The sequence below is a fragment of the Flavobacterium sp. NLM genome (assembly GCF_002210235.1).
GTDB classification, from domain to species: domain Bacteria; phylum Bacteroidota; class Bacteroidia; order Flavobacteriales; family Flavobacteriaceae; genus Flavobacterium; species Flavobacterium panici.
The window spans coordinates 23,832-47,839 of record NZ_LIAC01000022.1 but is presented as its reverse complement, the minus strand read 5'-3'; the positions used below and the strand labels follow the sequence as shown (position 1 = coordinate 47,839).

General features: G+C 33.2%; 26 protein-coding genes and 1 tRNA gene. 15 read left to right on the top strand and 12 right to left on the bottom strand.

Annotated features, from left to right (window positions below):
• Nucleotides 1–15 precede the first annotated feature (15 nt).
• The 8 genes from APR43_RS22185 to dnaA all read right to left on the bottom strand — a co-directional run bounded on the left by APR43_RS22185 (nt 16) and on the right by dnaA (nt 6,667).
• Nucleotides 16–348 carry an FtsB family cell division protein gene (locus APR43_RS22185; protein ID WP_053474062.1) on the bottom strand — a complete coding sequence of 111 codons (333 nt, stop codon included), beginning with the start codon at nt 346–348 and terminating at the stop codon, nt 16–18.
• Between the two features lie 162 nt (nt 349–510).
• Nucleotides 511–1,119: a uridine kinase gene (gene udk, locus APR43_RS22180; protein ID WP_053474061.1), complete on the bottom strand. Its 609-nt coding sequence runs from the start codon at nt 1,117–1,119 to the stop codon at nt 511–513.
• Between the two features lie 248 nt (nt 1,120–1,367).
• Nucleotides 1,368–2,249, bottom strand: coding sequence for an SDR family oxidoreductase (locus tag APR43_RS22175; RefSeq protein ID WP_053474060.1), 882 nt, complete (start codon nt 2,247–2,249; stop codon nt 1,368–1,370).
• Nucleotides 2,250–2,323: 74 nt separating this feature from the next.
• Nucleotides 2,324–3,451: a methionine aminotransferase gene (locus APR43_RS22170; RefSeq protein ID WP_053474059.1), complete on the bottom strand. Its 1,128-nt coding sequence runs from the start codon at nt 3,449–3,451 to the stop codon at nt 2,324–2,326.
• A gap of 32 nt (nt 3,452–3,483) precedes the next feature.
• Entirely contained in the window at nt 3,484–3,954 is a 471-nt protein-coding gene (locus tag APR43_RS22165; protein ID WP_082356481.1) for an energy transducer TonB, read from the bottom strand.
• 18 nt (nt 3,955–3,972) lie between these two features.
• A complete protein-coding gene (locus APR43_RS22160) occupies nt 3,973–4,686 on the bottom strand; it encodes an SAM-dependent methyltransferase (RefSeq protein WP_053474057.1) in 714 nt (237 codons plus the stop codon).
• Nucleotides 4,687–4,762: 76 nt separating this feature from the next.
• Complete coding sequence (locus APR43_RS22155) at nt 4,763–5,230, bottom strand: low molecular weight protein-tyrosine-phosphatase (protein WP_053474056.1); 468 nt, start codon at nt 5,228–5,230, stop codon at nt 4,763–4,765.
• Nucleotides 5,231–5,239: 9 nt separating this feature from the next.
• On the bottom strand, nt 5,240–6,667 hold the full coding sequence (gene dnaA / locus APR43_RS22150; RefSeq protein ID WP_011921525.1) for a chromosomal replication initiator protein DnaA: 1,428 nt from the start codon (nt 6,665–6,667) through the stop codon (nt 5,240–5,242).
• 186 nt (nt 6,668–6,853) lie between these two features.
• Between dnaA and APR43_RS22145 the strand changes: the two genes are divergently transcribed.
• The gene (locus APR43_RS22145; RefSeq protein ID WP_053474055.1) at nt 6,854–7,258 is read left to right on the top strand and encodes an acyl-CoA thioesterase; all 405 of its coding nucleotides are present in this window, start codon (nt 6,854–6,856) and stop codon (nt 7,256–7,258) included.
• A 31-nt stretch (nt 7,259–7,289) separates the two neighbouring features.
• Here the strand turns inward: APR43_RS22145 and APR43_RS22140 are convergent, their stop codons facing one another.
• The 3 genes from APR43_RS22140 to ribD all read right to left on the bottom strand — a co-directional run bounded on the left by APR43_RS22140 (nt 7,290) and on the right by ribD (nt 9,694).
• Entirely contained in the window at nt 7,290–7,922 is a 633-nt protein-coding gene (locus APR43_RS22140) for an IMPACT family protein (RefSeq protein ID WP_053474078.1), read from the bottom strand.
• Nucleotides 7,923–8,049: 127 nt separating this feature from the next.
• Nucleotides 8,050–8,652 (bottom strand): HAD-IA family hydrolase, encoded by a 603-nt coding sequence (locus APR43_RS22135; RefSeq protein WP_053474054.1) that lies wholly within the window; start codon nt 8,650–8,652, stop codon nt 8,050–8,052.
• Complete coding sequence (gene ribD, locus APR43_RS22130; protein WP_053474053.1) at nt 8,645–9,694, bottom strand: bifunctional diaminohydroxyphosphoribosylaminopyrimidine deaminase/5-amino-6-(5-phosphoribosylamino)uracil reductase RibD; 1,050 nt, start codon at nt 9,692–9,694, stop codon at nt 8,645–8,647. The genes APR43_RS22135 and ribD overlap by 8 nt, the downstream gene beginning before the upstream one ends.
• A gap of 127 nt (nt 9,695–9,821) precedes the next feature.
• On the opposite strand from ribD, the gene APR43_RS22125 reads away from it, so the two are divergent.
• The 3 genes from APR43_RS22125 to APR43_RS22115 all read left to right on the top strand — a co-directional run bounded on the left by APR43_RS22125 (nt 9,822) and on the right by APR43_RS22115 (nt 11,805).
• Complete coding sequence (locus APR43_RS22125) at nt 9,822–10,313, top strand: GNAT family N-acetyltransferase (protein ID WP_053474052.1); 492 nt, start codon at nt 9,822–9,824, stop codon at nt 10,311–10,313.
• A gap of 76 nt (nt 10,314–10,389) precedes the next feature.
• Nucleotides 10,390–11,256, top strand: a complete 867-nt coding sequence (prmC, locus tag APR43_RS22120) for a peptide chain release factor N(5)-glutamine methyltransferase (RefSeq protein ID WP_053474051.1) — start codon at nt 10,390–10,392, stop codon at nt 11,254–11,256.
• Nucleotides 11,257–11,304: 48 nt separating this feature from the next.
• Nucleotides 11,305–11,805, top strand: coding sequence for a hypothetical protein (locus tag APR43_RS22115; RefSeq protein ID WP_053474050.1), 501 nt, complete (start codon nt 11,305–11,307; stop codon nt 11,803–11,805).
• A gap of 68 nt (nt 11,806–11,873) precedes the next feature.
• On the opposite strand, the gene APR43_RS22110 is transcribed toward APR43_RS22115, so the two are convergent.
• On the bottom strand, nt 11,874–13,118 hold the full coding sequence (locus APR43_RS22110) for an ABC transporter permease (RefSeq protein ID WP_053474049.1): 1,245 nt from the start codon (nt 13,116–13,118) through the stop codon (nt 11,874–11,876).
• 240 nt (nt 13,119–13,358) lie between these two features.
• Here APR43_RS22110 and hisS point away from each other — a divergent pair, with 240 nt between their 5' ends.
• The 11 genes from hisS to APR43_RS22050 all read left to right on the top strand — a co-directional run bounded on the left by hisS (nt 13,359) and on the right by APR43_RS22050 (nt 24,008).
• On the top strand, nt 13,359–14,786 hold the full coding sequence (gene hisS / locus APR43_RS22100) for a histidine--tRNA ligase (protein WP_053474047.1): 1,428 nt from the start codon (nt 13,359–13,361) through the stop codon (nt 14,784–14,786).
• A gap of 343 nt (nt 14,787–15,129) precedes the next feature.
• A tRNA-Trp gene (locus APR43_RS22095) sits at nt 15,130–15,200 on the top strand.
• A gap of 463 nt (nt 15,201–15,663) precedes the next feature.
• Nucleotides 15,664–16,242: a nucleotide exchange factor GrpE gene (locus APR43_RS22090; RefSeq protein WP_053474046.1), complete on the top strand. Its 579-nt coding sequence runs from the start codon at nt 15,664–15,666 to the stop codon at nt 16,240–16,242.
• 77 nt (nt 16,243–16,319) lie between these two features.
• A complete protein-coding gene (dnaJ, locus tag APR43_RS22085) occupies nt 16,320–17,429 on the top strand; it encodes a molecular chaperone DnaJ (RefSeq protein ID WP_053474045.1) in 1,110 nt (369 codons plus the stop codon).
• Nucleotides 17,430–17,592: 163 nt separating this feature from the next.
• Nucleotides 17,593–18,522: an ABC transporter ATP-binding protein gene (locus tag APR43_RS22080; RefSeq protein WP_053474044.1), complete on the top strand. Its 930-nt coding sequence runs from the start codon at nt 17,593–17,595 to the stop codon at nt 18,520–18,522.
• Between the two features lie 83 nt (nt 18,523–18,605).
• The gene (locus APR43_RS22075; RefSeq protein ID WP_053474043.1) at nt 18,606–19,922 is read left to right on the top strand and encodes an ABC transporter permease; all 1,317 of its coding nucleotides are present in this window, start codon (nt 18,606–18,608) and stop codon (nt 19,920–19,922) included.
• 82 nt (nt 19,923–20,004) lie between these two features.
• Nucleotides 20,005–21,168, top strand: a complete 1,164-nt coding sequence (locus APR43_RS22070; RefSeq protein WP_053474042.1) for a sigma-54-dependent transcriptional regulator — start codon at nt 20,005–20,007, stop codon at nt 21,166–21,168.
• 100 nt (nt 21,169–21,268) lie between these two features.
• Nucleotides 21,269–21,931: a DEAD/DEAH box helicase gene (locus APR43_RS22065; protein ID WP_053474041.1), complete on the top strand. Its 663-nt coding sequence runs from the start codon at nt 21,269–21,271 to the stop codon at nt 21,929–21,931.
• A gap of 99 nt (nt 21,932–22,030) precedes the next feature.
• Nucleotides 22,031–22,846 (top strand): alpha/beta hydrolase, encoded by an 816-nt coding sequence (locus tag APR43_RS22060; protein WP_053474040.1) that lies wholly within the window; start codon nt 22,031–22,033, stop codon nt 22,844–22,846.
• A 26-nt stretch (nt 22,847–22,872) separates the two neighbouring features.
• Nucleotides 22,873–23,091, top strand: a complete 219-nt coding sequence (locus APR43_RS22055; RefSeq protein WP_053474039.1) for a putative signal transducing protein — start codon at nt 22,873–22,875, stop codon at nt 23,089–23,091.
• Nucleotides 23,092–23,204: 113 nt separating this feature from the next.
• Complete coding sequence (locus APR43_RS22050) at nt 23,205–24,008, top strand: Cof-type HAD-IIB family hydrolase (RefSeq protein WP_053474038.1); 804 nt, start codon at nt 23,205–23,207, stop codon at nt 24,006–24,008.

Sequence of the window (24,008 nt, the reverse complement as noted above, 5' to 3'; positions counted from 1 at the left end):
TAGTGTTTTTTGTGTTTATTCTTTATCTTGAATGGTATCTCCTTCAAACTGGATGATGTAAATATCTTCGCTGTCTTTTTTCATAAAGTACTTTTCGCGAGCATATTTTTCTATTTGTTCAGGATTTTTAAGTTGTTTGATCTGTTCCTGATCTTTCTTTATTTCTTCCTGATAATATTTTTTATTGTCTTGCAATTCATTAATCTGTCCGTCTAAAAAGCGATGATCAAAATAGGAGTAATTGTCTAAAAATAACATCCAGATTACAAAAAACAGCAAAACCCAGACATATTTATTGCCTAGATATTTGAACCACTTTTTGTCTTTATATGGATTTTTTATTTTCATTTTTTATAAACCTGTTATTTCTTTTGAATTCGATTGGTCTTTTTAGCCCCGATAGAGCCGGTATCCTTTTTATGGTTTCGTTTCTTTAACTATACCATAAAAAGATAAAGGCGAAAGCGGGAATCAGCTCCTAATTATTATGGTTTAAATTTACGATAAAAATTATGAAATTCTCTGATTAATTACAGCGCGAACTACATCAATTGCTACAGTATTGTATTTATCATTTGGGATAATAATATCTGCAAATGCTTTTGAAGGCTCGATAAATTGCTCATGCATAGGCTTTAACGTGTTTTGATAACGGTTTAAAACCTCGTCGATATCACGTCCGCGTTCTGAAATATCTCTTTTTAAACGACGAATTAATCTTTCATCAGAATCTGCATGAACGAAAATTTTGATATCAAAAAGTTCACGCAATTCCGGATTTGTCAAAATTAAAATGCCTTCAACAATCATAACTTTTCTTGGATGTGTTGAAACCGTATCGTCGGTTCTGTTATGCTGAATAAAAGAATAAACCGGCTGATCGATAGTTTCTCCCGCTTTTAAAGCTTTAAGATGTCTTACCAATAATTCAAAATCGATTGCACGCGGATGATCAAAATTAATTAAGGCTCTTTCGTCAAATGATAAATTATCGGTTTGTTTATAGTACGAATCCTGAGAAATTACACCTACTTCAGTGTCTGGTAATTCATTCATGATTTGGTGTACTACCGTTGTTTTTCCACTTCCTGTTCCTCCTGCAATTCCAATAATGAGCATAAAATTTTTGTTTGATATTTGTTTGGCAAAAATAATAATTTAACTGAATTGCTAAACATATAATGTAATTTAACCATATAAGTAATGTAAGTAAATTTAAGCAGCAAAATATTTAAGTAAAACAATACTTAACTGAACTTATATCACTTATATGGTGAAAAAATAAAAAATCCCGAAAGTAAACCTTCGGGATTTGGTGCAATCAGTATAGTTTAAAAAAATATTCTGAATTTAGTAAGCACTTGTAATTATTTGTTCTTCTTTGCTTTAATCATCATTTCAAGCTGATCCCAAAGTTCTTCTGGAATTGCTTCTAATAAATTGAATTGTCCTGCGCCTTTTAACCATTCGCCGCCGTCAATCGTAATTACATCACCATTTACATAAGCTGAAAAATCAGACACTAAATATGCTGCTAAATTGGCTAATTCCTGATGATCTCCAACACGTTTCAAAGGCACTTTTTTTGCCATATCAAACTTTTCAGAAAGATCTCCCGGTAATAATCTGTCCCAAGCCCCTTTAGTAGGGAATGGTCCCGGAGCAATCGCATTAGAACGAATTCCGTATTTTGCCCATTCTACAGCAAGACTTCTTGTCATGGCTAAAACTCCAGCTTTTGCAGTCGCACTTGGCACCACATAAGCAGAACCCGTCCAGGCATAAGTTGTTACAATATTTAAAATCGTTGCCGATGTTTGTTTCGTATCAATCCAGTGTTTTCCAAAAGCAAGCGTACAGTTTTTAGAACCTTTAAGTACGATATCTATAACAGTATCAAATGCATTTGCAGATAAACGTTCTGTGGGAGAAATAAAATTTCCGGCTGCATTGTTCAAAAGAACATCTACTTTTCCAAAAACTTTTAAAGTTTCCTGAAGCATATTTTCTACTTCTTCATAATGACGAACGTCACATTGAAGCGGTAAACATTTTCCGCCAGTTTCACTTTCAAGTTCGGCTGCAGTGGTTTTCAGCTTTTCTAAATCTCTTGAAGTTATCGCAACTTGTGCGCCTAATTCAAGAAAATATTTAGTCATTGCTTTTCCTAAACCGCTTCCGCCGCCTGTAACTACAATGACTTTCCCTTTTAAAGCGTCGTCACGTAACATTTTATCTGTATAGCTCATACTTTTCTTTTTTTACAATATTAATTAAAAAAATAGGATGCACGCATAATATTGTTATAAAATTTTGATAAACTTTATATATCACATAGTTTTTTTGCGGCAGATTCTAAAGTCAAATCGTCTTTGGCAAAGCAAAAACGTATTAATTTTTGATCTTTATGATCAGAGTAAAAAGTTGAAATAGGAATTGCAGCAACGCCGTGATTGATGATTAGGTTTTTGCAGAATGTAACATCATCTTCATCTGAAATATTAGCATAAGAAGCAACCTGAAAATAAGTTCCTTCGCATGGTTTTAATTGAAATTTGCTGTTTTTGAGAAGTTTTTGAAAGTAATCTCTTTTTTCCTGATAGAATTTTCCAAGTAAATTTACATCAACAACATCTAAATATTCGCTGATCGCAAATTGTGAAATACTATTGACACTGAAAACTAAAAATTGGTGCACTTTTTTGATTTCCTTCATTAAATATTCGGGAGCAATGGTGTAGCCAATTTTCCAGCCTGTAATATGAAATGATTTCCCGAAAGAAGAAACCACAATACATCGGTCTAAAAGAAAGCTTTTGGTATGTGCCGAAATATGTTTTTCTTCGAAAGTAATGTATTCATAAACTTCATCAGATAAAACTATAAGATCAGGATATTTTGAAAGTATTTTTTCAAGCTGAAGAAAATCAGCTTCATTTAATATTTTTCCTGTTGGATTATGCGGATTATTGATGATAATCATTCTGCTTTTATCCGAACAGGCTTTTTCGATTGTTTCCCAATTGGGCGTGTAATCGTCGTTTAGAGCCACACGAACTGGTTTTGCTTTGCAAAGTAAAACAGGAGATTCGTAAGAATCATAACTTGGATCGAGAATAATTACTTCGTCATTTTCTTTTACCAAAGCTAAAATTGAAGTAAAAATTCCCTGCGTTGCGCCGGCCGTAACCAAAAGTTCTAAATCAGGATTGATTGTTCTTTTATAAGAATCCTGAATCAGCTTTGCAATTTTATTCATCAATGGCGGATAACCTGCCATTGGAGTATATTGGTGTACATTTTCCTTTGATAATCGAGCAACAATATCCGTTAATCTTTCATCAACAGGAAAATTTGGAAATCCCTGTGAAAGATTTATCGCATTATATTCGGCTGCCATTTTTGACATTACCGTAAAAATGCTTGTGGTTACGTTTGGGAGTTTACTCATGTTGAAGTTTGATTTGGGAAAACTTGGAGTAATTATTTTGGAGAACTATTTACATACATAGGTGCAGAATAAAGAACTCTAACGTTTTTATTGTTTTGTTTTCCAGGACTCCATTTAGGAGACATTTTTAAAACACGAATTGCTTCCCTTCCTGTTTCGAAGCCAATATCTCTCAATATTCTAATATCGCTTAATGAACCATCTTTTTCTATGACAAAAGTGACATAAACCTTTCCTTTTAATTCTGGATTACTTGCAGGAATTTTAAAATTCTTCTCAACAAATTTATTGAATTCAATCATTCCTCCCGGGAAATCAGGTTTGATATCTATTCCAGCAGTATTGTAAACGCTATAATCATCATTAGGAACGTCGCCTTCTGGGTAAGCTTTATCAGTAGGTTCGTCAATTGTGAGAATATCGTCAGTTTTTGTTTTTGGAGTTTGAGCAAATGTATTTTGTACAAAACAAATTAAAATTAAAAGAAGAAACTTTTTCATCATGATGGTTTTAAAGTTAGTTTACATTTTATGAATAATAAAAATCGTCGGTCGATTATGTAAATCTACTTTTAATTTTTTCCAATCCGAAATTTTCATTGTTTTAATAAATTCTGTTGGCAGCGTAATATCAGTCGCAATACATAAATGAGTTGACGGATTTACAATTTGCAAAATATCTTCAACTAATTTATTATTTCTATAAGGCGTTTCAATAAAAATCTGTGACTGGTTTTTATCCTGAGATAATTTCTCAAAATGTCTCAATGCCGATTTTTTTTCGTCTTTATCAATTGGTAAATAGCCATTGAAAGTAAAACTCTGACCGTTCATTCCAGAAGCCATCATAGCCAATAGGATAGAAGAAGGGCCGACTAAAGGCACAACCTGAATTCCTTTTTCATGTGCCAATTTTACAATTACAGCGCCGGGATCAGCAACGCCCGGACATCCGGCTTCGCTCATTAATCCCATATTTTTTCCTTCTAACAAAGGTTTTATAAAATCTAAATGTTCGCTTGGTTCTGTTCTTTTATTTAGGGTAAAAAGTAACAATTCAGACTGCTTCTTTTCTGGATAAACTGCTTTTATAGATTTTCTGGCTGTTTTATCATTTTCAACAATATAATGGTCAATAAGTTCTATTGCTCTTCTTACGGTTTGTGGTAAAACATCCATCGGATCGCTTTCGCCCATTGTGGTTGGAATTAGATAAAGTTTTCCTAGAAGTTTCATTTTGAGATATTTTATAAATTAAAACAAAAAATGTATTTCAATTATATATTAAGGTATAATTGAAATACAAATTTAATTATGAATGTTTTTCGATAAGTTTTTGGGCAATTATTTCAGAGACTTCGTCTAGCATTTGATATACATTATCAAATCCGTTAGCGACTCCATAATATGGATCTGGAACATCTACATTTTCGTCTGGAAATAATTCGTTCAGAATAAGACGAACTTTGTTTTTATGTTCAGGAGTTTTAGCAAGATGAAGAACATCACGCAAATTAGAACTGTCCATAACGTAGATATAATCGAATTCGTCAAAATCAGAAGCTTTAAATTGTCTTCCTTTTTGACCGTCAATACATAAACCGTTTTTTTGAGCGACAGCAATCGAACGTTTGTCTGGGGCGTGGCCAATATGCCATGATCCTGTTCCGGCAGAATCAACAATAAATTTGTCTTTAGGTAATTTTGATGCTAAAATTCCTTCTGCTAAAGGAGATCTGCAGATATTTCCTAAACAAACCATTAAAACTTTTACTGGCATGATTCGCGTTTATAGCGTTAGTTTTTTGTTGATGTCTTCGACAAATTTTTTGAATTGTTTGTCTGTTGAAACTAAATTATCAACGGTTTTACAAGCATGTAAAACGGTAGCGTGATCGCGGTCTCCAATTTGTGAACCAATGTTTGCCAAAGATGCTTTTGTGAATTTCTTTGCAAAAAACATAGCCAATTGTCTTGCCTGAACAACGTGTCTTTTTCTGGTTTTAGATTGAAGTGTTTCAATATCCAGCTGAAAATAATCAGACACAATTTTTTGGATATAATCAATAGAGATTTCTCTCTTTACGTTTTTAACAAATTTCTCAACTACACTTTTCGCTAATTCAATCGTAACTTCTTTTTTGTTGAAAGAAGACTGAGCGATTAACGAGATAATAGCACCTTCTAATTCTCTTACGTTAGACTTGATATTCCGTGCAACATATTCTAAAATATCTTCTGGCATATCAACACCATCGCGATATAAAATGTTTTTTAAGATCGAGATACGGGTTTCGTAATCAGGCTGGTGCAATTCTGCAGACAATCCCCATTTGAAACGAGATAACAAACGCTGTTCAATATCCTGCATGTCTACAGGAGCTTTGTCAGATGTTAAAATTACCTGCTTTCCGTTTTGGTGCAAATAGTTAAAAATGTGGAAAAATACGTCCTGAGTTCCTGATTTTCCAGATAAAAACTGAACATCATCAATAATTAAAACGTCGATTAATTGGTAAAAGTGAATGAAATCGTTACGATTATTCTTTTTAACCGAATCAATATATTGTTGTGTGAAAATTTCGGCAGAAATATATAAAACCGTTTTTTCAGGATATTTGTCTTTTACTTCAACACCAATAGCATGCGCTAAGTGTGTTTTTCCTAAACCAACTCCTCCAAAAATCAATAACGGATTAAATGAAGTTCCTCCAGGTTTGTTGGCAACAGCCATACCTGCAGAACGAGCTAAACGGTTTGAATCTCCTTCAAGGAAATTATCAAAACTGTAATTAGGGTTTAACTGAGATTCAATTTTTAAATTTCTGATACCAGGAATTACAAACGGATTCTTAAGTTCAGGATTTAAGTTTTTAAACGGAGCGTCAACTTCTTGCGGTTTCATAGGAACTCTGTTAGAACTTGGCAGCTGCTCGGTAAACGGCTGTTTATTTCCATAAGTGTTCTCCATTTTAATTTTATAGAGTAACTTTGCGTTTTTTCCCAGTTCTTTGGTAAGTGCAACTTTCAATAATTTTACGTAATGCTCTTCGAGCCATTCGTAGAAAAATTTACTTGGTACTTGAATATATAACGCGTTGTCGGTTAGCTCAACTGATTTGATTGGTTCAAACCAAGTTTTGTATGCCTGATCTTGAATATTGTCCTTTATAAAAGACAAACAGTTTTCCCATACCGATTGAGCAGTTTTAGTCATAGATTCAAATAAATTTTTTTATTATTGATAAAGATTCTCCTGTAAAATAGGAGCAAAATTTTTCCGTTTTTCAGGATAACAAATATGTGAACAAATTTCTGTAAAAAAAAATATTTTGGTATCTAATTTTATAAAAAAATGTTGTAAGAGAACTTCAGTAAGTTTAAATTTTTTAATGTATAAATAATGAAAAATCATCAAACGCAAGTGCGTGTTCGTTACTCCGAAACTGACCAAATGGGGGTTGTTTATCACGGAAATTATGTGCCTTATTTTGAAATTGGACGCGTGGAATGGCTTAGAAATAAAGGGATTTCGTATGCAAGTATGGAAGAAAGCGGAATTGGGCTTCCAATTGTTTCGATGCAGATCAACTATAAAAAATCAGCCCGTTATGATGAGCTTTTAACAATTCATACAACATTCAAAAGTCAGTCATCTGTTAAGATCGAATTCGACTGCGAAATCTATAATGAAGCAAATGAGTTATTAACAACCGCAGTGTTTATTTTAGTATTTATTTCGTTAAAAACAGGTCGTCCAACTGCCCCTCCAGATTATATTTTGGAATTGTTTAAAACGCTAACGTAATTGTTAAAACGAAGGATGTTTTTATACTAAATTACACAATTTTAATATCGATTTCAAACATTAAATCAAAAATGTCGAATATAGATTCGGCATTTTTTTTTCGTGTTTTAGTCATTATTTTGCCAATTGGTAGTCCCGAATCTTCATCGATTTCCATTTCCTGAGAAATTATGTCAAGCTTTTTTTCTTTTATAACACGCATTACTTTGTTCATGTTTTTATAATCAAAAGAAATTAAAAACTGAACATCAATTGTTTTTTCAACAATTTCGCAAACTTCTAATGTCATTTGTGCCGTTGTTCGATAAGCAGCGATCAGGCCGCCAACTCCTAATTTTGTACCGCCAAAAATACGAACCACAACTATAAGGATATTGGTTACGCCAAAAGATTGTATTTGTCCATATATAGGTGCACCGGCAGTATTACTTGGTTCTCCATCATCATTAGCCCGATACGAAATTTTTGGAGCCGTCCCCAATTGATAAGCGTAACAATAATGAACAGCATGCGGATGGAGTTTTCTTAAGTCCTCAATAATAGGTTTTACTTCATCCTCATTTTCTATAGGAAATGCATAGCCAAAGAATTTACTCCCTTTTTCCTTAAAAAGAACTTCTTCAGATGCACTGGCAATGGTTTGATACGTATCGTTATATTCCAAATCTAATATTCTAAATTGTTTTTTTAGCCACAGATTAAAAGGATTCACACAGATTTTACCTCAAACAAAGAAATCCTTTTAATCTTTTTAATCTGTGGCAAAATATTTTATAGGACTCCTAAAAATATTATAGTATGTTTTTATCAAACAAATCAACAACATCTTCCTGCCCAACTTGTAAATTCCATACATGAAGACCTAAAGCAGCAGCAGCATCTGTGTTATCTTTTTTATCATCAACAAATAACGTTTGCTCAGGAATTAAATTATGCTCGTCAATTAAATGTTGAAACGACTCCGCATTTGGTTTTCGTTTTCTAATTTCAAAAGAGAAATGAACTTTCTCAAAACAATTGTAGAAATCAGTATAAAAAGGAATACCAACCGTTTTTTCAAAAGTAGCAATATGAATAGCATCCGTATTACTTAATAAAAACAAACGATATTTTTTTGAAAGCTCTTTTAAGAAATCCAATCGATAAGAAGGAAAATCAGCTAAAACCGCATTCCAGGCTTTCAGGATTTCTTCAATAGAAGCATTAGGAAGCTGTTTTTGAAATCCGCCTATAAAATCATCATACGAAACATCTCCCGTTTCATACAATAAATTCAAGCGGTCAAGTTCAGCGTTCCATTCTGTCAAACCTAAATTTTGCAATCCTGAAATCGTTCCTTGTTTGTCTAAATTGATGAAGATATCTCCAAAGTCAAAAATTATCGTATCAATCATTATTTCTTATGTATATTAATTCGTCGTTTTGAATATAAGTTTTAATGGCATTTTTCTTTTGAAGTTTTGGTGCTTTTGTGCCTTTTTCAAAAGTATTTTTTCCAACAAAAATTCTTGCTTCATCCCAAATATTCTGATCTATAAAAGACTGCAAAGTTTGTCTTCCGCCTTCAATAATTATAGATTGAATTTGATGCTGATATAAAACAGATAAAATATTCTCAATCAGGTTTTCATTGAAATCAATCTTTTCAAAAATCGTGTTTTCTGTCGAAACATTCTCCTCCCATTTCGAAAATATAATCGTTTTTACACTCTCATCAAAAACAAAACTATCTTTTGAAATTCGGTTGTTTTGATCTAAAATCACCCGAACCGGATTGTTTCCTGACCAATCACGAACATTTAATTTCGGATTATCATCAACAACCGTCTGTGTCCCGGCTAAAATAGCCTGTTCTTCACTTCGCCATTTATGAACCAATTGTCTGGAATATTTGTTAGTTATCCAAATCGGTTTGCGTTCCTGATCTTCTGCTTTTTCGGGAGCTAAAAATCCGTCCTGACTTTCTGCCCACTTTAATATAATATAAGGTCTCTTTTTTTGATGAAAAGTAAAAAAGCGCTTGTTGAGTTCGTTACATTGGTCTTCTAAAATGCCCATGGTTACATTTACTCCTGCTTCAACGAGTTTTTTAATTCCTCTTCCGGCTACTTTTTCATTTGGATCAACCGTTCCCACAACCACATTCGGGATTTCGTTTGCAATAATTAAATCACAGCAAGGCGGCGTTTTCCCAAAATGAGAGCAAGGTTCTAAACTAACATAAATTGTTGCTTTTTTTAATAGCGATTTATCTTTTACAAATCGAACCGCATTTACTTCGGCGTGTGGTTCTCCGGCTTTTTTGTGCCAGCCTTCACCAATAATTTTATCTTCATAAACAATTACACTGCCTACCATGGGGTTTGGATAAGTTGTTCCAAAACCATTTTTAGCAAGTTCAATGCATCGTTTGATATATTTCTCATGTATTTTCACCCTGCAAAAGTAATTATTTTTGAGTTTTGAGTCTAATATTGCAATTATTGTTGTGAAACAAAACAAAATGTTATGAAACTATCGGAAAAGTATTTTTATTTTTGTAGATACAAGTGAAAAAATAAAAATGAGAAATTGGGTTATCAGAAAAATTAAAAAAGAAGACAATCAGGCAGTTGCGAAATTAATACGATCCGTTTTTGACGAAATGGAGATTCCAAAAGTGGGAACCGCTTATGAAGACCCATATTTAGATTTAATGTTTGAAGAATACAATAAACCGCAATCCGTCTATTTTGTAGTTGAAAGTGAAGGCGAAATTTTAGGCTGTGCCGGAATTGCGCCATTAGAAAATGGAGATTCAAAAATTTGTGAATTGCAAAAAATGTATTTTTTACCAGAAGTCCGCGGATTAGGAATTGGAAGTAAAATGATGGATGAATGTCTAAATGAAGCAAAGAATTTTGGTTTTGAAAAATGTTACATAGAAACAATGCCGTTTATGCACGCGGCACAAAAATTATATAGAAAATCAGGTTTTGAATATTTAGATGCGCCAATGGGGTGTACCGGGCATAATTCTTGCCCAGTATGGATGTTGAAAGATTTGCAGAACTAATTAATAAATTGATTTTGTAAAATACTTATATGAAGAATAATTAGCTTTGGCTGAAAAATAATACGCAATAAACGCAATGAAAATCAAACAATATCGTACTCAGTTTATTAAAGAGTTATCTCCTTTGTACGATGCGTACGAAGCAGAAAGTTTTTTCTATTTAATTCTAGAAGATAAACATAAACTGCGTCAAATAGATTTAGCTTTAAATCACGAATTATTTTTTTCTGAGTCTGATTTTGCTGTTTGGGATTTATTATTAGCACAGCTGAAAAGAGAAGTTCCAATTCAGTATTTATTAGGTAAAACCAGTTTTTACGGTTTAGAATTTGAAGTAAACGAAAATGTTTTGATTCCCAGACCGGAAACGGAAGAATTGGTCGAATGGATTATTAACGAAAATAAACCGCTCGACAAAACGAAAAAACTAAAAATTCTTGATATCGGAACCGGAAGCGGATGCATTGCTATTTCACTGGCTAAAAATCTGCCAAATGCAGATGTATATGCTATTGATGTTTCAAAAAAAGCAATAGAAACGGCAAAACGAAATGCAAACAGAAATAAAGTAGATGTTACTTTTATGTTTCAGGATATTTTAGAAACACAAGAATTGAAATGTCAGTTTGACGTAATTGTTTCAAATCCGCCTTATGTGCGAAATCTTGAAAAAGAAGAAATAAAGAAAAATGTTCTCGATTACGAACCGCATCTGGCATTATTTGTAGATGATAATGATGCGTTGGTTTTTTATAGAAAAATAGCCTCTTTGGCACATAATAATCTCTTGGAAAACGGACAATTGTATTTTGAAATCAATCAATATTTAGGAAAAGAAATGATCGATTTGCTAGGTAAAATGGATTTTATAAACATCGATCTTCGTAAAGATATTTATGATAACGACCGCATGATTTCCTGCAAGGTTTCCAAAACCTTGTAGGTATTTTATTCAATAGAAAAAAAATGAAATTACAAATTAGGAATTTTAATGCACATCAAAGATCTGAAAGATTTGATATCGAAATTCCTTCTGACAATTCTTCAGATTTTAAAGATTTCCTATGTTGATTTTGAGTTTGAAGAAAAACCAGAATATAACATTACTGCAAAAATTTTTCTCAATGAAAATAATTTGAAATTAGACGATTTTAACTTTGTTTATTTCAAAAATGTAAATTTAATTTTCTTCAGATTCATTTATCAATGGGGAATAATTGATTTGAAAAACAGAAGATTGAAAAGAAATATAATTGATTACTCCTTAGATTTTCCTTTTTTTTATTTACATCAAAACTGTATTTTAATTGTAGATGATCTATTTGCTGAAACTACAACATTTGATGGTGAGACAGTAGATAGAATTCCAAATGAGCAGCCTCATGAAATAATTGAGTTCGAGGATTATTTTGATTTTGATATAATAGGAGTTGAAAAAAGAAAACTTATGAAAACTATTTCAGATTCCTGCAAGGTTTCCAAAACCTTGTAGGTTTAAATTATATAGACGATGAAAATAATACCTACAAGGTTTTGGAAACCTTGCAGGAAACGTGAAGATTACTCGTAACGCAAAGCCTCAATTGGATCTAATTTCGAAGCTTTAATTGCAGGATATAAACCGGAAACAATAGCAACAATAAAACTGGTTGCAAAAGCAGCAAATATCGCTTTCCATGGAATTACAAAAGCAAAATCCATTATTCCGGCAAATGCACCGCCAACAACAATTCCTAATATAATCCCAATCAAACCTCCGATTTGACCAATCAATAAAGTTTCAATAAAAAACTGAACTGAAATTGTAACCTTTGTCGCACCCAATGCTTTACGAACGCCAATTTCTCGCGTGCGTTCAGTAACCGAAACAATCATAATATTCATTAAAGCAATTGACGAACCTAGAATAGTGATAACAGAAATAATCCAGGCAGCCCAGCCTAAATATTGTGTAATTCCTAAAATTCTGTTGATCAAGTCATCGCTTCGGCCAATTCCAAAGTTATTATCCCGAACCGGACTTAATTTTCGAACTCTTCGCATCGTACTTGTCGCATTATCAACAGCTTGGTCTAGAAGTTCTTTTTTAGAAACCATAATACTTATCGTGTAGTTAATATTTGGAGCCGTAAATAATGAACGCGCCACCTGAATAGGAATCAAAACGCGTAAATCCTGACTGTTTCCAAATGTTGAACCTTTTTCTTTTAAAACGCCAATGACTTTAAAACGTGCACCGCGAATCGAAATTATTTTATCAATTGGGTTCACATCTTTCAATAAACCTTTTTCAAAATCAGAACCCACAACGCAGGAATACGTATTGTTGTCAATATCAAACTGATTAAAAGAGCGTCCTAAAGTAGTTTCTAAACCGGAGTTTGAAATAAAATGTTCATCAACGCCTACAACTGTAATTTCAGGATCTGTTTTGGTGTCTAAATATTTTACTTCTGCTTTTGAAGTTGCTGTAAATGAAAGAGAAGTTTCGGTAAAAGGATATTTGTATTTGTTTTTAAAAGCAACCGCTTCAGGATAAGAAATAATTGGATTTATGATTTCACGTTCGTTTCCGCCGCGGTTACGAACTGTATTTTCATATTGATTGATGTTAAAAGTATTCGCTCCCATCGAAGCAAAATTGGTCGAAACCGTGTTTTCAAGTGCCGTTACAACAGTTAAAATTCCAACCAAAGCGGTAATTCCGATAGCAATAATTAAAACGGTAAGAATGGTTCGCAGTAATTGAGTTTTGATAGAACCAAAAGCAATTCGGATATTTTCTTTAAATAATTTTAGCATCATGACCAATTTGTCACGAAAATACGGTTTTTGTTACAAGTTTGTTTTCGAACCGCTATTATTTATTTTAAAAAGTAAGATATTTGCAGTCGATTTTAAATTAAATCGAAAGTTGGAAAGCCATAAAGTCGAAAGTGTAAAACCAACAATCAAAAAATCTAAAAATAAAATAATTTTAAAGGTTTAGGTTTTAGATCTCAAAGAAATCTAAAATCTAAAATCAACAATCTAAAATAAAAAAAGATGGCTTCAAAACCAAGCATTCCACAAGGGACAAGAGATTTTTCGCCTGCCGAGGTGTCAAAACGTCAATATATTATTCAAACGATAAAAACTAATTTTGAAAAATTTGGTTTTCAGCCGATAGAAACTCCCTCGTTTGAAAACTCAGATACTTTGATGGGGAAATATGGAGAAGAAGGAGATCGTTTGATTTTTAAAATCCTGAATTCAGGAAACTTTTTCTTCAATAAAAATAAAATTGAATTACCGGAATCTATAGAATCACTGCAAGTTAATTCTGCCGAAACTATTGATTTAAGCCAAAGAATTGAACTGAATAAATTTACAGGAAGAATTTCAGAAAAAGCATTGCGTTACGACTTAACAGTTCCGTTTGCAAGATACGTTGTACAACACCAAAACGAAATTGAATTTCCTTTTAAAAGATACCAGATTCAACCAGTTTGGAGAGCTGACAGACCACAAAGAGGACGCTACAGAGAATTCTATCAATGTGATGCCGATGTTGTGGGGTCAACTTCACTTTGGCAGGAAGTAGAATTGGTTCAGTTGTACGATACTGTTTTTACATCTTTAGGTTTAGAAGGCGTAACAATCAAAATTAATAACAGAAAAATTTTATCTGGAATCGCTGAAGTTATTGGTGCTTCAGATAAATTAATTGATTTTACAGTTGCTCTTGATAAATTAGATAAAATTGGAGAAGACGGTGTAAAGAAAGAAATGATCGAAAAAGGTATTCCTGAAACAGCGTTGGTAAAAGTACAGCCGCTTTTTAGTTTTACTGGAACTTTTGCAGATAAAATTAAGCAGCTTTCAGAATTATTAGCTTCATCAGAAGAAGGAATGAAAGGTGTTGAAGAATTGAAATTTATATGTGACAATGTTGCAGTTTTAGGATTGTCAAGCGCAATTTTAGATCTTGATGTGACTTTGGCACGTGGATTAAATTATTATACCGGAGCTATTTTTGAAGTTGGAGCTCCAAAAACGGTTTCAATGGGTTCTATTGGCGGTGGCGGAAGATACGACGATTTAACGGGTATTTTTGGTTTGAAAAATATGAGCGGTGTCGGAATCTCTTTTGGATTGGACCGAATTTATTTAGTTTTAGAAGAATTACAATTGTTTCCGGAAACTGTTGCAGCGACTTCAAAAGCAATATTTATCAATTACGGAGATAAAGAAGCTTTGTATGCATCAAAAGCCATTCAGAAATTAAGACAAGAAAATATAAAAGTAGAATTGTATCCGGATAATGTAAAAGTTGGGAAACAGTTTCAATATGCAGATAAACGCTTGATTCCGTTTGCAGTAATTGCAGGCGATCAGGAAATTGCATCAAACTCTTACGCCTTAAAGAATTTAGTGACAGGCGAGCAGATTTCAGTTGATTTCGAAGGATTGAAAAAAGCTTTGTTAAGTTAAACTGTCTTAGGGCGGAGTTTTTTTTGCCACAGATTATATAGATTAAAAGGATTTTTTTCACGCAGATTAGGCAGATTTTAGCAGATTTAATTTGATTTTTATATTAAATAATCTGCTTCAATCTGCCTAAATCTTTTTTAAATCTGCGTGAAATAAAATTTTTTAGTAACAAGCAAATAGATTTCAACGAATAGAAAAAAAAACTTTTTTAGTTAACTATTTGGAACGAAGGTTTTTGCCTCAGATTGCCGAGATTTAAAGGATTTTCTTTTTAAATCTCTATGTGAAATAGTTGCTGGTAAAGAAAAAAAACTTTTAATTTGCCGACCTTAAGTTACAAGTTACGGGCGTAGTTCAAGGGTAGAATAGCGGTCTCCAAAACCGTTGATGGGGGTTCGAATCCCTCCGCCCGTGCAATATTTTTTACCGCAAAGAGCACAAAGGTTTTTGCCAAAAATACTTAAAAACATAAAGTTCGCAAAGCTAAATCAATACAAAGCTTTTCGAACTTTGCCTTTTTTAAAAAAGTTTAAGAGTAAAAAAACTTAGCGTTCTTTGCGCTATTTTTCAAGATAAAAAAGCATAAAAAAAAAGCTTCGTCTCTGTAGGCGAAGCTTTTTTTAATATAAGGTAAACTTGAATTAATAATTATTTAGAGGCCTTAGCCAACCCTTAAATTCAATTTTGATAGGTAATAAATTTTTGTTCCCAATTTGGATACCAAAGATACGACAAACTAAATCGTAATAGTCTTAAAATTATAATAAATTTTTATTGCCTATTTTCGGTTTTTAAAACTCTCATAATTAATAAAGTGACAATTTGACATTTTATAAGATTTGGCAGTACTTTTGCAATCCAACAGAAAGAAATAAAAATGAAGTTTAAGAATATTTTTAAAAATAAAAGTAATATGACTACGGAAAATACAGAATTCGATCAGGAATTAGATGATGTAACGTTAGAGAACAATGCCAACGGTGAGCAGTTAATTGTTGAAGAATTAAGTGTTGAAGAGCAATTAGCTCAAGACTTGGCAAAGGAAAAAGATAAGTTTTTGAGATTATTTGCCGAATTTGAAAATTACAAAAAAAGAACTTCAAAAGAGCGCATTGACTTGTTTAAAACTGCAAATCAAGAAGTTTTGTTAGCAATGCTTCCTGTTTTAGATGATTTTGACAGAGCAATGGTAGAAATCAACAAATCTGAAGATGAAAATTTAACTAAAGGTGTTGAATTGATTCATGAAAAACTAAAAAGCACTTTAGTAACTAAAGGTTTAGAGCAAGTTGACGTAAAAGCAGGAGATGCTTTTAATGCTGATTTTGCTGAGGCAATTACCCAAATTCCAGCTCCGTCTGAAAAATTAAAAGGGAAAATTGTTGATGTTATTGAAAAAGGATACAAATTAGGAGACAAAATTATTCGTTTCCCTAAAGTAGTAATCGGAAACTAAAAAATGCAAGTAAAATTCTAAAGCCCAATTTTTAATGTTGGAATTTGGAATTTGTGATTTGGAATTTAAACCTAACTATGAAAAAAGATTTTTACGAAATACTAGGCATTTCAAAAAATGCTGACGCTGCCGAAATAAAAAAAGCATATAGAAAAAGTGCGCTTAAATACCACCCTGATAAAAATCCAGGCGACAAAGAGGCAGAAGAAAACTTTAAATTAGCTGCTGAAGCTTATGAAGTTTTAAGCGATCCACAGAAAAAAGCTAAATATGATCAGTACGGACATCAGGCATTTGATGGTTCTGGCGGATTTGGCGGTGGTCACGGCGGTATGAATATGGATGACATTTTCAGCCAGTTTGGTGACATTTTTGGAGGAGGATTTGGCGGTTTCGGAGGCGGAGGCGGAGGTCCTCGCCGTGCTAAAGGAAGCAATCTTCGAATTAAAGTAAAACTTACTTTAGAAGAAATTGCAAATGGTGTTGAGAAAAAAGTAAAAGTAAAACGTAAAGTTCAGGCAAAAGGTGTAACGTATAAAACTTGTACGACTTGTAACGGTCAAGGTCAGGTAATGCGTGTAACTAATACCATTTTAGGAAGAATGCAGTCAGCATCAACTTGTCCTACTTGTGGTGGTTCTGGTCAAATTTTAGATAAAAGACCTTCTGAGGCAGATGCACAAGGAATGGTTCAGGAAGATGAAACAGTATCAATCAAAATCCCGGCAGGTGTTACTGACGGAATGCAGTTGAAAGTTTCAAACAAAGGAAACGATGCGCCGGGAAATAGTATTCCGGGAGATTTAATTGTTGCCATTGAAGAAGTTGAACACGAATTTTTAAAACGTGAAGGTGAAAATATTCATTTTGATTTATACATCAGTTTCCCGGAAGCAGTTTTAGGAGTTTCAAAAGATATCGAAGCCATCAACGGAAAAGTTCGTATTAAACTGGAAGAAGGAATTCAATCTGGAAAAATCCTAAGATTAAAAGGAAAAGGAATTCCAAGTTTAAACGGTTACGGAAGCGGAGATTTATTGGTTCACGTAAATGTCTGGACACCAAAAACATTAAACAAAGAACAAAAACAATTCTTTGAAAATGCTTTAAACGATGAGCATTTTGCGCCAAGTCCAGAGAAATCAGAAAAATCATTTTTTGAAAAAGTAAAAGATATGTTCTCATAATCTAAACTTTTCTAAAATGTTTAAATAAATTCAAAACCCATTCTAAACATAAATAGAATGGGTTTTTTGCGTATTATTATGCAGATTCGCTAGTAATTATTTACTTTTACAGACTGTTGGTAAAAATAACAAAAGCCAGCGCAAGAAAATCCAAAAAAACAAAATGAGCAACTTACTCGAAGTACATAAAGTCGTAAAACAATATGGCGATTATGTAGCGCTTAACGAAGTTTCATTAAATGTGCCAAAAGGCAGTATATATGGACTTTTAGGTCCTAATGGAGCTGGAAAAACTTCCCTAATCAGAATCATCAATCAAATTACAATGCCAGACAGCGGCGAAGTAATTTTAGATGGAGAAAAACTGCACCCAAAACACGTGCAGACAATTGGTTATCTTCCCGAAGAAAGAGGATTATACAGCTCGATGAAAGTTGGGGAGCAATGTTTGTATCTCGCACAAATGAAAGGACTTTCTAAAGCCGAAGCCAAAAAACAATTGGATTATTGGTTTGATCGTTTAGGAATTCAGGGCTGGTGGAATAAAAAAATTCAGGAGCTTTCTAAAGGAATGGCGCAGAAAATTCAGTTTGTAGTTTGTGTTTTACATAAACCAAAATTGTTAATTTTTGATGAGCCTTTTTCAGGTTTTGATCCCGTAAATGCCAATGTTATAAAAGATGAAATTTTGGCATTAAAAGAGGAGGGAGCAACTATTATTTTTTCGACACACAGAATGGAAAGTGTAGAAGAACTTTGCGACCATATTGCTTTAATTCACAAATCAAATAAACTGATTGAAGGAAAAGTGGGCGATGTAAAACGCCAGTTTAAAACCAACAGTTTTGAAGTGGGAATCCTGACCAATAATGTTGAAGGTTTGATGTACGATATTACACAAAAGTTTACTGTTTCACAGGCGAATTTTAAATCCTTAAACGACGATTTAAAATTAAATATTCAAATAGGAAATGCAGCACCAAACGAATTATTAAATGTCCTGACACAACGCGGACAAGTAACGCATTTCGTAGAAAAAATTCCAAGTGTACATGATATTTTTATTCAAACTGTTACAGAGAATAAAGTTTAGATTTCAGATTTTAGATTTTAGAGTGAAAAACTAAAATCTAAATCGGCAATCTAAAATCAACAATCTAAAATCTAAAATTATAAATGAGCATCATTTCGTTGATTATAAAAAGAGAATTTATTGCCAAAGTCCGCAATAAATCTTTTGTTGTCATGACTTTTTTGAGTCCGCTTTTGTTTGTTGCGATAGCCGTTTTTATAGGTTATTTGAGCACAATGAAAGCCGAAACAAAACGCATCGCTATTCATGACGAAACCGGACTTTTTGCTGCAGATTTTTTAAAGGAAAATAAAAAAGGTGCCGAATTCAAATATCTGAATTTATCTGAAATTGATGTAAAAGCTTTAAAAGACAGTATTACAAAAGAAAATTTCAGCGGATTAATTGTCATTCCAAAAACAAATAAAACAAAAGATTTAGAAAGTAAAATTGAGTTTATTTCGAATAACAGTCCAAGTATTTCTTTTATAGAAGGGACACAGAAAATTATCGGAACAAAAATTACCAAACTAAATCTCGAAAGCGCCAAACTAGATACGCTGGCAATTCAAAAAGCACAATCAGAGGTTAATATTCATTTGGTTAAAGCTTCGGGAGAAGAAAGTTTAAAAGGATTAAATGAAATAAAAATCGCAATAGGCGGTGCATTTGGTTATTTGATTATGATGTTTATTATCATTTACGGAAATATGGTAATGCGAAGCGTAATCGAAGAAAAAACAAACCGAATTATCGAAATTATTATTTCATCTGTAAAACCATTTCAGTTAATGATTGGTAAAATTGTTGGAACATCATTGGCGGGAATTTTACAATTTATAATTTGGGCTTTTATTGGTTTAGGATTAATGTTTGCGGCATCAACATTTTTTGGTGTAAACGTTGGACCAACAGCCAGAATTTCACCAGAATTAATGCAATCTGCACAGCATGAATTTTCAGGAACAGCACAAATGTATATTACCGAATTATGGAATCTGCCAATTGCAAGTATTATAATTGGTTTCGTGATTTATTTTATTGGAGGCTATTTTCTATACAGTTCATTTTACGCCGCAATTGGAGCAGCCGTTGACAATCAAACCGATTCTCAGCAATTTTTACTGCCAATATTAATGCCGTTAATTCTAAGTGTATACATTGGATTTTTTACGGTTGTAAACGATCCACACGGAACCGTTGCCGTTGTATTCTCCATGATTCCGCTTACGTCGCCAATAGTTATGCTAATGCGTATTCCGTTTGGCGTGCCGTGGTGGCAAATCGCAATTTCGGTATCATTATTGTTTGCTACCTTTTTCCTTGTCGTTTGGTTCGCAGCAAAAATTTACCGCGTAGGTATTTTAATGTACGGCAAAAAACCAACTTGGAAGGAATTGTATAAATGGTTAAAGTATTAAATTCCAATTCAAAAAGAATGGGAATAAATCCCAAATTCCAATAATTGGATTTTGGAATTTTTAAAATTGAAAATTACGAAGAATGAGTAGGATACTAATTATCGAAGACGAAGCAGCGATTAGAAGAGTTTTGGTAAAAATATTATCAGAAGAAAATGATACCTATCAGGTTGATGAAGCTGAGGATGGAGCTGCAGGTCTTGAAAAAATAAAGAACAACGATTACGATTTGGTTTTGTGCGATATCAAAATGCCAAAACTGGACGGTGTTGAGGTTTTAGAAGAAGTAAAAAAGATAAAACCGGAAATTCCGATGGTTATGATTTCAGGTCATGGCGATATGGAAACCGCAATTCATACCATGCGTTTGGGTGCTTTTGATTATATCTCAAAACCGCCAGATTTAAATCGTTTATTGAATACCGTTCGTAATGCTTTAGACAAAAAACAATTAGTTGTTGAGAATAAAATTCTAAAGAAAAAAGTCAGCAAAAATTACGAAATGATTGGCGACAGCGAATCTATTAATCATATTAAAGTGATGATTGATAAAGTTGCTCAAACCGAAGCCAGAGTTTTGATTACGGGACCAAACGGAACCGGGAAAGAATTAGTAGCACATCAATTACACGAAAAAAGCGAACGTGCTAATTTTCCTTTAATTGAAGTAAACTGTGCGGCGATTCCGAGTGAATTGATCGAAAGTGAATTATTCGGGCACGTAAAAGGTGCTTTTACATCGGCAGTTAAGGATCGTGCCGGAAAGTTTGAAGCGGCAGATAAAGGAACTATTTTCTTAGATGAAATTGGTGACATGAGTCTTTCGGCGCAAGCCAAAGTTTTACGTGCGCTTCAGGAAAGTATGATTACAAGAGTTGGTGCCGATAAAGACATTAAAGTTGATGTTCGTGTGGTTGCCGCAACAAACAAAGATTTAAAAACAGAAATTGCCGAAGGCCGTTTCCGTGAAGATTTATACCATCGTTTGGCTGTAATTTTAATTAAAGTTCCGCCATTAAATGAAAGACGTGACGATATTCCGGCTTTGATAAGGCATTTTGCAGAGAAAATTGCATCAGAGCAAGGAAATGTGGTTAAGGTATTTTCGGCGCAAGCTATACAATTATTACAGGAATACGATTGGACAGGAAATATTCGTGAACTTCGAAATGTTGTCGAAAGATTAATCATTTTAGGAGGAAACGAAATCTCTGAAGGCGACGTGAAAATGTTCGCAAGCAAATAGGTGCTTCGCGCAATAGGCTTTAAGCTTTAGGCTTTAGGCTTTTTAAAAATAAATTATTTTAGCTTATAGCTTAATGCTTAAAGCTTAAAGCATAAAAAAAATGAAACTAAAAAAAATAAACGAGAAACTACAAGACGGACTAATTGAAAACGGTTTAACAGAAGCAAATGTTTTGCAGCTGGAAACTTTTTCGACTATAAAAAGTGGTGCGGATTGTATTGTTATTTCTCCAGAGAAAAGCGGAAAAACAACTACAATTGTTTTAAATGTGATTCAGCAATTGGCTGGAAAAAATGAGGAATCGCCACGTGCTTTGATTATTGTTGAAGACAAAGCAAAAGTGCTTGAAATGGAAGAGCTTTTTGAGAAATACGGGAAATATACGAATCTCGAAGTATATGGTGTTCATGACAAAGGCGATATGGATTATGACAAAAACTATGTTTCTACGGGAATTGATGTCTTAATTGGAACGCCAAATAAATTGAGCGATATGTTTTCGACAGCGGGTTACAATGTAAACCGTTTGAAAATGTTTATCCTTGATGATGCAGATCCTATTTTGAAATTGCGTCATGAAACTAAAATTATGCGTATTTCGAACAGTATTGCTAAAACGCAGCGTTTAATTTTTGCTGAAACTTTGACAGAACGTATCGAGATTTTGGCAGATAAAATGTTACTTGAGCCTTATTTGTTTGATATGGATGAAGAAGGCGAGGAGGAATTGGATGAAGAAGAAGACGATATTGAGGAAGAGTAAAAAGTCGCAATTTTCAGTCTCAGTCTCAGTCTCAGTTTTCAGTCACAGTTACAAGCTTCACTGAAAACTGAGACTGAGACTGAAAACTAAATAATAAATATGGAAATATTAAAAACGCTTAAATTCTTGTCAATCGTACTTCTGTGCTTTTTTCTGATTATTTATGTTTTGATAATTTCTTATGTTTACTTTAATCAGGTTGAATTAGTTTTTCATAGTTCAAGATTACCAAAAGACTACAAGTTTGATTATCAGCAAAAATTCGAAGAGATAAACATCAAATCATTTGACGGAACTATTCTGAATGGATTATTATTTAAAGCTGAAAATTCAAAAGGACTCATTTTTTATCTTCATGGAAATGCCGGAACACTTGAAACCTGGGGTAAAATTGCAAAAGTTTATACTTCATTAGGATACGATATCTTTATTTTAGATTACAGAAGTTTCGGGAAAAGCGAAGGCGAAATCGAAAATGAAGAACAATTATCAAAAGATATTTCAATTGTGTATCAGTCAATGACAAAAAGATATCCAGAAGATAAAATCATAATTGCGGGATATTCGATAGGTTCCGGGTTTGCGGCTAAATTAGCTTTCGAAAATAAACCAAAATCTTTACTGCTGCAGGCACCGTATTATAATTTTTTAGAATTGTCAAGTAAACGAGTGCCAATGTTTCCAAACTTTATGAAAAAGTTTAGCTTAGAAACCAATGTATATCTCCCGCAGATAAAAGCTCCAATTTATATTTTTCATGGAACGGCAGACCAGTTAATTCCGTTTGATAATTCAGTTCGCTTAAAAAAGCTTTTGAAATCAAATGCTGCTTTTTATCCATTAAAAAATCAGGAACATATAGGAGTAAATGAAAATGAAGATTTTCAAAATCAATTAAAAACAATACTAGAATAGATTAATAATTAATAAAATAAAATGTCATGGGATTAATGAAGGTGTTTTCGGGAAGTGAAGTATTAGCAATTGCTTTGCAGGAAAGATTAGAAGAAGCCGGTGTAGAAACTGTAAAAAAAGATAATATTCAATCCGCTCGTTTAGGAGGTTTTGGCGGTACAGATTTGGCCGTTGAGGTTTTCATTCAGGAAACAGATTTTGCAAAAGCAAATCCGGTTATTGAAGAGTTTAGAATGAGTATTTAAAAAAGTTTTCAGTCGCAGTCTCAGTTTACAGTGCAAAACTGCTTACCGAGACTGAAAACTGAGACTGAAAACTGAGACTGAATACTGCGACTGCAAACTGAAAACTAAAAAAAATGCAATACAAAATGTTAGTTCTCGACATGGATGATACCTTGTTGACAGACGACCACAAAATTTCAGATTTAAATAAAAAAGTTTTATTAGAAGCACAGGCAAAAGGGGTTTATGTTGTTTTGGCTTCGGGAAGGCCAACATCGGCAATGACTGCTTATGCTAAAGAGCTGGAACTGGATTTGAATGATTCTTATATGATTTCTTTTAACGGAGCTATTATCAGCCAGGTAAAAGATGATCTTGTTTTATTTGAACAAAAACTTACTGTAGAACAAATCCACGCTTTATACGATTATAGTGTGAAAATGAAAACGCACATTATAACGTATTTAGATGACGAAATTATAAGTGAAACCGATTCTGAATATATCGAAATCGAAAAAGATATTACCGGAATGGCACACCGTAAAGTTTCGAGTTTTAAAGATTATGTTGACAGACCTGCTGTAAAATGTATTTTGCTTGAAAATCCTGCTTATTTAAAAGAAGTCGAAAAAGATTTATTAGCAGCGATGCCACATTTAAGTGTTTCAATGTCTAAACCTTTTTTCCTTGAAGCAGCGCAAAACGGAATTGATAAAGCAGCAAGTTTAAAGAAATTAGCAGATAAACTCGGAATTCATCAAAGTGAAATAATCGCCGTTGGAAACGCCGGAAATGACTTAACGATGATCGAATATGCCGGTTTAGGTGTTTGGGTTGATAATGTAACGCCAGAATTGCGCGATAAAGCAAATTTAATTGTATCTTCAAATAACAATGACGGCGTTGCCGAAGTAGTACAGAAATATATTTTAAATTAA